This is a genomic window from Chloroflexus sp. MS-G, from assembly GCF_000735195.1.
Taxonomy (GTDB): Bacteria; Chloroflexota; Chloroflexia; order Chloroflexales; family Chloroflexaceae; genus Chloroflexus.
In genome coordinates this window covers 1-6,591 of the sequence record NZ_JPIM01000174.1, presented here as the reverse complement: position 1 = coordinate 6,591, position 6,591 = coordinate 1, and the positions used below count along the sequence as shown (strand labels likewise).

General features: G+C 54.3%; 5 protein-coding genes. 4 read left to right on the top strand and 1 reads right to left on the bottom strand.

The features are described from left to right. Positions 1–483 precede the first annotated feature (483 nt). The 4 genes from JE47_RS0119140 to serA all read left to right on the top strand — a co-directional run bounded on the left by JE47_RS0119140 (position 484) and on the right by serA (position 5,228). Positions 484–1,824, top strand: a complete 1,341-nt coding sequence (locus JE47_RS0119140; protein ID WP_236631315.1) for an Hsp70 family protein — start codon at positions 484–486, stop codon at positions 1,822–1,824. A gap of 202 nt (positions 1,825–2,026) precedes the next feature. After that, positions 2,027–2,908: a hypothetical protein gene (locus JE47_RS0119135; protein ID WP_152556116.1), complete on the top strand. Its 882-nt coding sequence runs from the start codon at positions 2,027–2,029 to the stop codon at positions 2,906–2,908. Between the two features lie 155 nt (positions 2,909–3,063). Beyond that, on the top strand, positions 3,064–3,654 hold the full coding sequence (locus tag JE47_RS0119130; RefSeq protein ID WP_031461283.1) for a D-sedoheptulose-7-phosphate isomerase: 591 nt from the start codon (positions 3,064–3,066) through the stop codon (positions 3,652–3,654). Beyond that, a complete protein-coding gene (gene serA / locus JE47_RS0119125) occupies positions 3,651–5,228 on the top strand; it encodes a phosphoglycerate dehydrogenase (RefSeq protein ID WP_031461282.1) in 1,578 nt (525 codons plus the stop codon). Before JE47_RS0119130 ends, serA begins: the two co-directional genes overlap by 4 nt. Before the next feature lie 128 nt (positions 5,229–5,356). On the opposite strand, the gene JE47_RS0119120 is transcribed toward serA, so the two are convergent. Beyond that, on the bottom strand, positions 5,357–6,586 hold the full coding sequence (locus JE47_RS0119120) for a TsoY family (seleno)protein (protein WP_330216981.1): 1,230 nt from the start codon (positions 6,584–6,586) through the stop codon (positions 5,357–5,359). Positions 6,587–6,591: the final 5 nt, after the last annotated feature.

Sequence of the window (6,591 nt, the reverse complement as noted above, 5' to 3'; positions counted from 1 at the left end):
TGGGCGAGGAAGGGGGCTGGGGGGAAGGTGAGGGCGTCTCGTCGCAGAAATGCTGGCGGTGTCCGCCACCGTTCCCCACACCAGGTTGTTGATTCGGCGCTTCGTTGCTTGCCCTCCAGTCAACGCCCCTGTTGAGCGCCTGATCAAAACCACAAGTTTCTGAATCACATTGTTAGACACTCCACACCGTTGTTGAACCGTAGCAAATGGACGCCAATGCTGACAACTCTGAAAACCCTATTCCATCTCAAGACCGATTGACAGATTCGTCTAAAGCGCATACGCTTAAGGTTCAAGTCAGTACGAAAGTGGCGAAACAAGGGCCGTCGTGTTAGTCTGAACCTGCTCCGGTAGGTATAACTGTGTACCAAACGGTAGCCGGTTCTTACCTTACCTCCTTCAGTTCCCTTTCACGCTTACGTCAGGAGAAGAAGGCATGATGGAGACAACTACTTCCTTCGCCACGACAATCAAGGAGGAGGAATGACAATGCGCGTCGGGCTTGATTTCGGCACCACAAATTCGAGTGCTGCGGTGTACGATGGTCATCGCTTGCATCTGATCAATCTTGACCCGATAAACCTTCAGCCGACTATTCTCCGCTCGACGCTCTTCATTACCCGCGAGGGCGTACCTTTTATCGGACGTGAGGCAATCAATCGCTTCACCGAGGGAAACGTCGGGCGTGAGATTGAATATGTCTGGCGGTATATTGGTGATGCTGAATTGACCTTTGCCGAAAGTGGTACGGTAACGCAGGCGCTGTATGTAAAGGTAGATGCAAATGCCCCAGGACGCTTGTTTCAGTCATTGAAAAGTCACCTCCGTGACCGTAGTTTCCAGAAGACTAACGTCTTCGGTGTCTACTACTCACTGGAAGAGCTGATTGCGCTGGTCTTGCGTATGATTGTTGAACGGATCGAGCAGCAACTCGGCGCCCCGATCAGCCACCTGGTGATAGGGCGACCGGTGCACTACGCGACCGATCCGGCAAGTGATGCGCTGGCGTTTGAACGTATGCAGGCTGCGTGTCGGCTGGCCGGTCTGCGATCATTTAGCTTTCTCGAAGAGCCTACTGCGGCAGCACTCTCCTATGTCTCTACCAATCGCCGACCTCAACGGGTACTGGTATTCGATTTCGGTGGTGGTACGCTCGACATTACCATCATGGAGCTTGATGAGCGGGGGCGACCATCGTTTTTAGCAACGGATGGTGTACCGGTAGGCGGCGACCTGCTCGACCGTCGAATTGTTATGGGCCGCCTCTTGCGGCACTTCGGCGAGGGGGCTACACTCGGCCCGCGTCGTTTACCGTTCCCAAGCCATGTCCTAGAGCATCTCAGCGAATGGCAGACGATTATCGATCTAACCCAGCCCAAATATCTGGCGATTATCGATGAAGCAGTCGCGATTGGTGATCGTCCCCACGAACTGAAGGCTCTGCGCACCCTGGTTCGTAAGAATTATGGTTTACCAATGTATGAAGCGGTCGAGCGTACTAAAGTGGCGTTATCTCAGGCTGATCGCGCCACCTTCATCCTTGACATGGGTGAGCAGACGGTACGCGATGAGATACCACGTTGGGATTTCGAGCGACTGATTGGTCCTGATGTACGGGCAGTCGAACGTTGTATCGATCGGGCGCTGGCAACAGCCGGCTTACGACCCGAGCAAATCGATGTCGTGCTCCGTACCGGTGGTAGTTCCCGCGTTCCGCGCTTCATCCGTATGTTGAGCGAAAAGTTCGGCGCCGAGAAATTGCAGGAGATAGATGTGTTTACCAGCGTCGCGGCTGGTCTGGCAATACAGGCGTATCAATCGTAATAGTGTAGTGTTCTCTTTGCTGGGAGCGCGGGCCTCTGGCCCGCATCTTGGAGCTTGTGAGCCAGCCTTTTGCCAGAACATCATTTGGCTCGGCTTGCCAAACTGTCTGTACTGGTGCGCTGATCCGGTTTGCAACCGGTTCTACCCATTTTCCTCGCGAGGCAAGGGCCGCAGTTACAAGTTTCAATGGCCTTTCAGCGACATGAGCTTTGACGATTTCCTTCAGCAGCCAGCTTCGTTCCCCACTTTCCAGGACACACTGGAAGACAATCTCAACTGGCGTCTTTGGAGTTTAGGGATCGGTGATGGGACGACCATTCTGATTCAAGCAGTAAACATTGACGTTGCCTCTCGTCCCCATATCGTCACCTTTTCACCTGGCCAACGCCTGCTTAAGCTAGGCCAACTTAGAATAATGGGCAATGGGAGACTTCCGGCACTGGTTGATTCAACCGGCAAAATTGTCGAAATGGGGCAGATCAGTAAAGATCTGAGACTGGTTGCCACATCGCTGGTGACACTGGTGGTGAGTGTTGCCCATTTTATTTCGACCGGCGATCTGGTCAAGAGAATTAAGAACATTGACAAGAAAATAGACTGGCTTGTTGCTATGCGCCGGATCGATCAGTTAGCCAAATATGAGCGAATCTTCGTTGCTGCACGTGAACTCTGTATGCGGCCCATTGGCGAGCGCGAACAGATGGAGTTACGTCGGATGCGCTATGAACTGCGCGAGCTACGTGCCATTCTGCGCCGTGAGTGGGAGACGGCGATTAATCAGCTAGAGGTAAAACCATCGTGGTTTGACATGCTTCGTAGTAATAAGCAACAGCGCCTGGAGCAGGAACTGCACAAAATGCTGCCCTACCCCGTTCTGATCGACTTAGGTTGGCGGTTAGAATTGGTTTTGGCGATGGCAAGCAAAACTGAAGTCGAGTTTGCGGCCTCGCTTATTGATGAGCTGAAACAGGTAGCAAAGGTTTTACACCTAATCGAGGAAAAAGGTAAGCCGATCAAGTTGGAATACAGTCTGCTGGAGCCGTATCGATCACTGCTGGCCGCCCTACAACGATCTGGCGCATAGCTATCGTTCATTGCCGGTGTCATAGCGTTATCTGGGCCGGATAAACTCTTCTTCCGCGAAGCCCATCCCACCAGGGCTTCGCGTTTGTTTTCTATCAACATACAACGTAACGCCAGCGCGTATAATAGGCGCGTAATCATCACGATGGAGCGCCTATGGGATTCCAACAACAACTCGCTGAAGCAATTGCCGTGCTAGAGGCCTGTACCACACTCGCGCCGGCAATCGACCAGATCACTGCCTGCACCACCGAGGCACTGCTGGCCGGACACACGCTGTATACCGCCGGAAATGGTGGCAGTGCGGCCGATGCCATGCATTTGGCGGAAGAACTGGTTGGTCGTTACCGGTACAATCGGCGTCCACTGCCTGCTATTTGCCTCAACGCTGATGTCGGAGCACTTACATGCATTGCCAACGACTTTGGTTACGAGGAAATCTTTGCCCGTCAACTTGCCGCTCTGGGCAAGCCTGGTGATGTACTGATTGTTTTCAGCACCAGTGGTCAGTCGCCGAATATCATCAATGCCTTGAGTACGGCGCGGGCCAGAGGCATGATCAACATTGCCTTACTGGGTAAAGATGGTGGCATGGCCCGGAATCTGGCCGATCATGCTCTGATTGTACCGAGTAACAACACTGCACGCATTCAGGAAGTTCACACGCTCATCCTGCACGCGATTTGCGAGCAGGTTGAACAACGTCTCGCCAGTTCACTTGAACCACATGTTGAGAGGGAGGTATGAACCGCATTCTCGTCACCGAAAAGATCGCTGCTGAAGGCCTTGATGTGCTACGCCAGGCCGGTACGGTTGATGTCCGGCTTGATCTCGACAAACCGACACTGTTATCGGTGATCGGTGAATACGATGCACTGGTTGTTCGTTCGGCAACCAAAGTGACTGCTGAAGTTATTGCTGCTGGCGAGCGGTTGCGTGTGATCGGGCGGGCCGGTACCGGCGTCGATAATATTGACGTAGAAGCGGCCACCCGGCGCGGCATTATCGTTGTCAATGCACCGGCCTCGAATAACGTGGCCGTTGCCGAGCTAACGATTGGCTTGCTCCTATGTCTGGCCCGTCGCATTCCGCAGGCCCATGCCTCAGTGCAGAGTGGGCGCTGGGCGCGCAACGAATTTGTGGGTTGGGAAGTACGTGGCAAGACGCTCGGTCTGGTTGGTTTAGGCCGGATCGGATCAGAGGTGGCACGACGAGCACGGGCAATGGAAATGGAAGTGCTGGCGTATGATCCGGTCGTCTCTTTTGATCGGGCCGAACAGTTGGGTGTGGCGCTGGTGACGCTCGATGAGTTAGTTCAGCGCAGCGATGTTATTTCACTGCATGTACCGCTGATCGAAAGTACACGCAATATGTTCGATCACCATCGGATCATGCAGATGAAACGTGGTGCATACCTGATCAACGCCAGTCGCGGAGGGATTGTTGATGAAGCAGCGCTGGTCGAGGCTCTAAACAGTGGTCATCTTGCCGGTGCTGCCCTCGATGTGTATGCTCAGGAACCACCTCCAGCGGATAGTCCGCTGCTCGGCCATCCGAAGGTTATAACCGTTCCCCACATTGGTGCTTCGACCGCTGAAGCGCAACTGAGCGCCGGTACCGAGATGGCCGAAGGCGTCGTGATCGCGCTTAGCGGTGGCACGCCACGCTACGCGGTTAATGCACCTTTTGTTGCGCCTGAAGCATGGAATATTCTCCAGCCTTACCTCAATCTGGGTCGTCTACTCGGCACACTGGTTATGCAACTGGTACAAGAGCCGGTACGTAGTTACGATCTTGAATTGGGCGGTGAGCTGGCCGACATGGATACACAACCGGTACGGCTGGCTGTGTTACAGGGTTTGCTGGCGGCCAGCAGTGTTGAGCGTATTACTCCGGTGAATGCACCGATTATTGCTCGTGAGCGTGGCGTTCGGATGACCGAACGAGTGACTCCCGAAGCTGAAAATTACGCCGGCCTGATCACGTTACATGTTCAGACCGGTGAACGTACCCGTACATTTAGTGGCACCGTCTTGCGTGGTGAACCGCATATTGTCCAGATGGACGGTTACTTCGTCGATTTTGTGCCGCAGGGGTCTTTGTTGATAACCTATCACCACGACCAACCAGGCATGATCGGTAAGGTCGGCCAGTTGCTCGGCGCGGCAGATGTAAATATTTCGGGAATGTACGTCGGACGACGTGCCCCACGTGAGCGAGCAGTAATGGTGTTGACCCTTGATGAACCTGCTCCACCACACGTGATGGAACAGGTCGCAGCGATCCCCGGTATCCAGGCAGCGTTCAGCGTGCAACTATAAAAGAAAATAATATCGGGTGGGGGCGGGTTACTTTCGCCCCCACGCCGTCGCTTGACACCCATCTCGTTTATTCGGGGGAACAACCTCATTCGGGGGTGGATTGTTTCCACCCCAATTGAAAGTCGATCTCAAGCCGCACCTTCAGCTTCGGCCGGTGACTTGACGGGCTGAGCGAGCAACTGACGATCAATTCGGAACATCGTAATAATACCTAACACCTGCACGGCGGCCAGCATTGCTAGTGCAACGAAGTAGATCGGCGAGAACTTCTCGATCAGGCCATTCTGCACCAGCCCAACGTGCAGGAAGAACATCCCGAACACGAATAACCCAACCGCCGGACAAATCAAGCCGTAGGTATTGGGGTTACGGGCCGAACCATTGAGATAGGTGCGGAAGTAGCCCACCCGTTGCAGAACCGACCAACCAAACAGACCGGCTAGCAGTTGCAGGCTAAAGAAGATGGCCGTGATTACGAGGCGGTGTGGTGCGTCAATGTGCAGCTCAAACCCGTTGTGCAGCCCATGGCTGATACGCAACACCGCAATACCGATCAGGGTCAGCAAGGGGATTGGTAGCCACAGACTCGCTCCTGCCTCAGTTGCCAGTCCGCTGGTCAGCATGGCGCGCACACCCAGCACCAGCATAATGAGCGCAATGACCACCGCTGAGGTGATAAAGAAGATTGCACCGAGGATCGAGAGACCAATCGTCAATTTCACGGTGCTCATCGCCGCCGGTGCTGCCAGACCGACGCCGACCATAGCGAAGGCGAAGGCAGCCAGCATTTGTGTCAGGTTGTTGTTACGCGCACAATCGAAATGTCCGTTGCTGATGGCTCGTCCGAAAATATCGGCAAAGGTGCGCAATGCCAGCACTCCCACGGCAAAGAATGCGGCCATCGCAAACGGGAAGAGATATTCAACCACGTTCCAGAGACCGGGCACAAAGACCGCACCGCTCACAAACAACACATTGATAGTCATTGCGAGTGTGAGCGGCAGCGCCATCAGTGAAACCGCTCCGTTCGTTTCACGCAACTGCACGTAGGCACTGCTGCGGCGGAAACGAGAAAACTCTTGCAAGTTCCAGATCAGCGATTGGAGATGGCGCAACGCAAAGATCGCAACGCCAGCCAGCGCGACCAGCAAGAGGATTTGCCCGATCAGATCCGATTTTGCCCACAGTGCTGCAATGCTGTCGAAAGTGACGATGGGGGTCTTCGGGTGCGGAACGAGGAAGTTGAGCCAGATGAAGAAGGTAACAGCCATTCCGCCATTACCAAGCGCTGCCAGAAAGTAGGTTGGCGTGTACCGTTCGCCAAGTGTGCGCAATCCCGTAAGACGACCGAACGACAGACTCA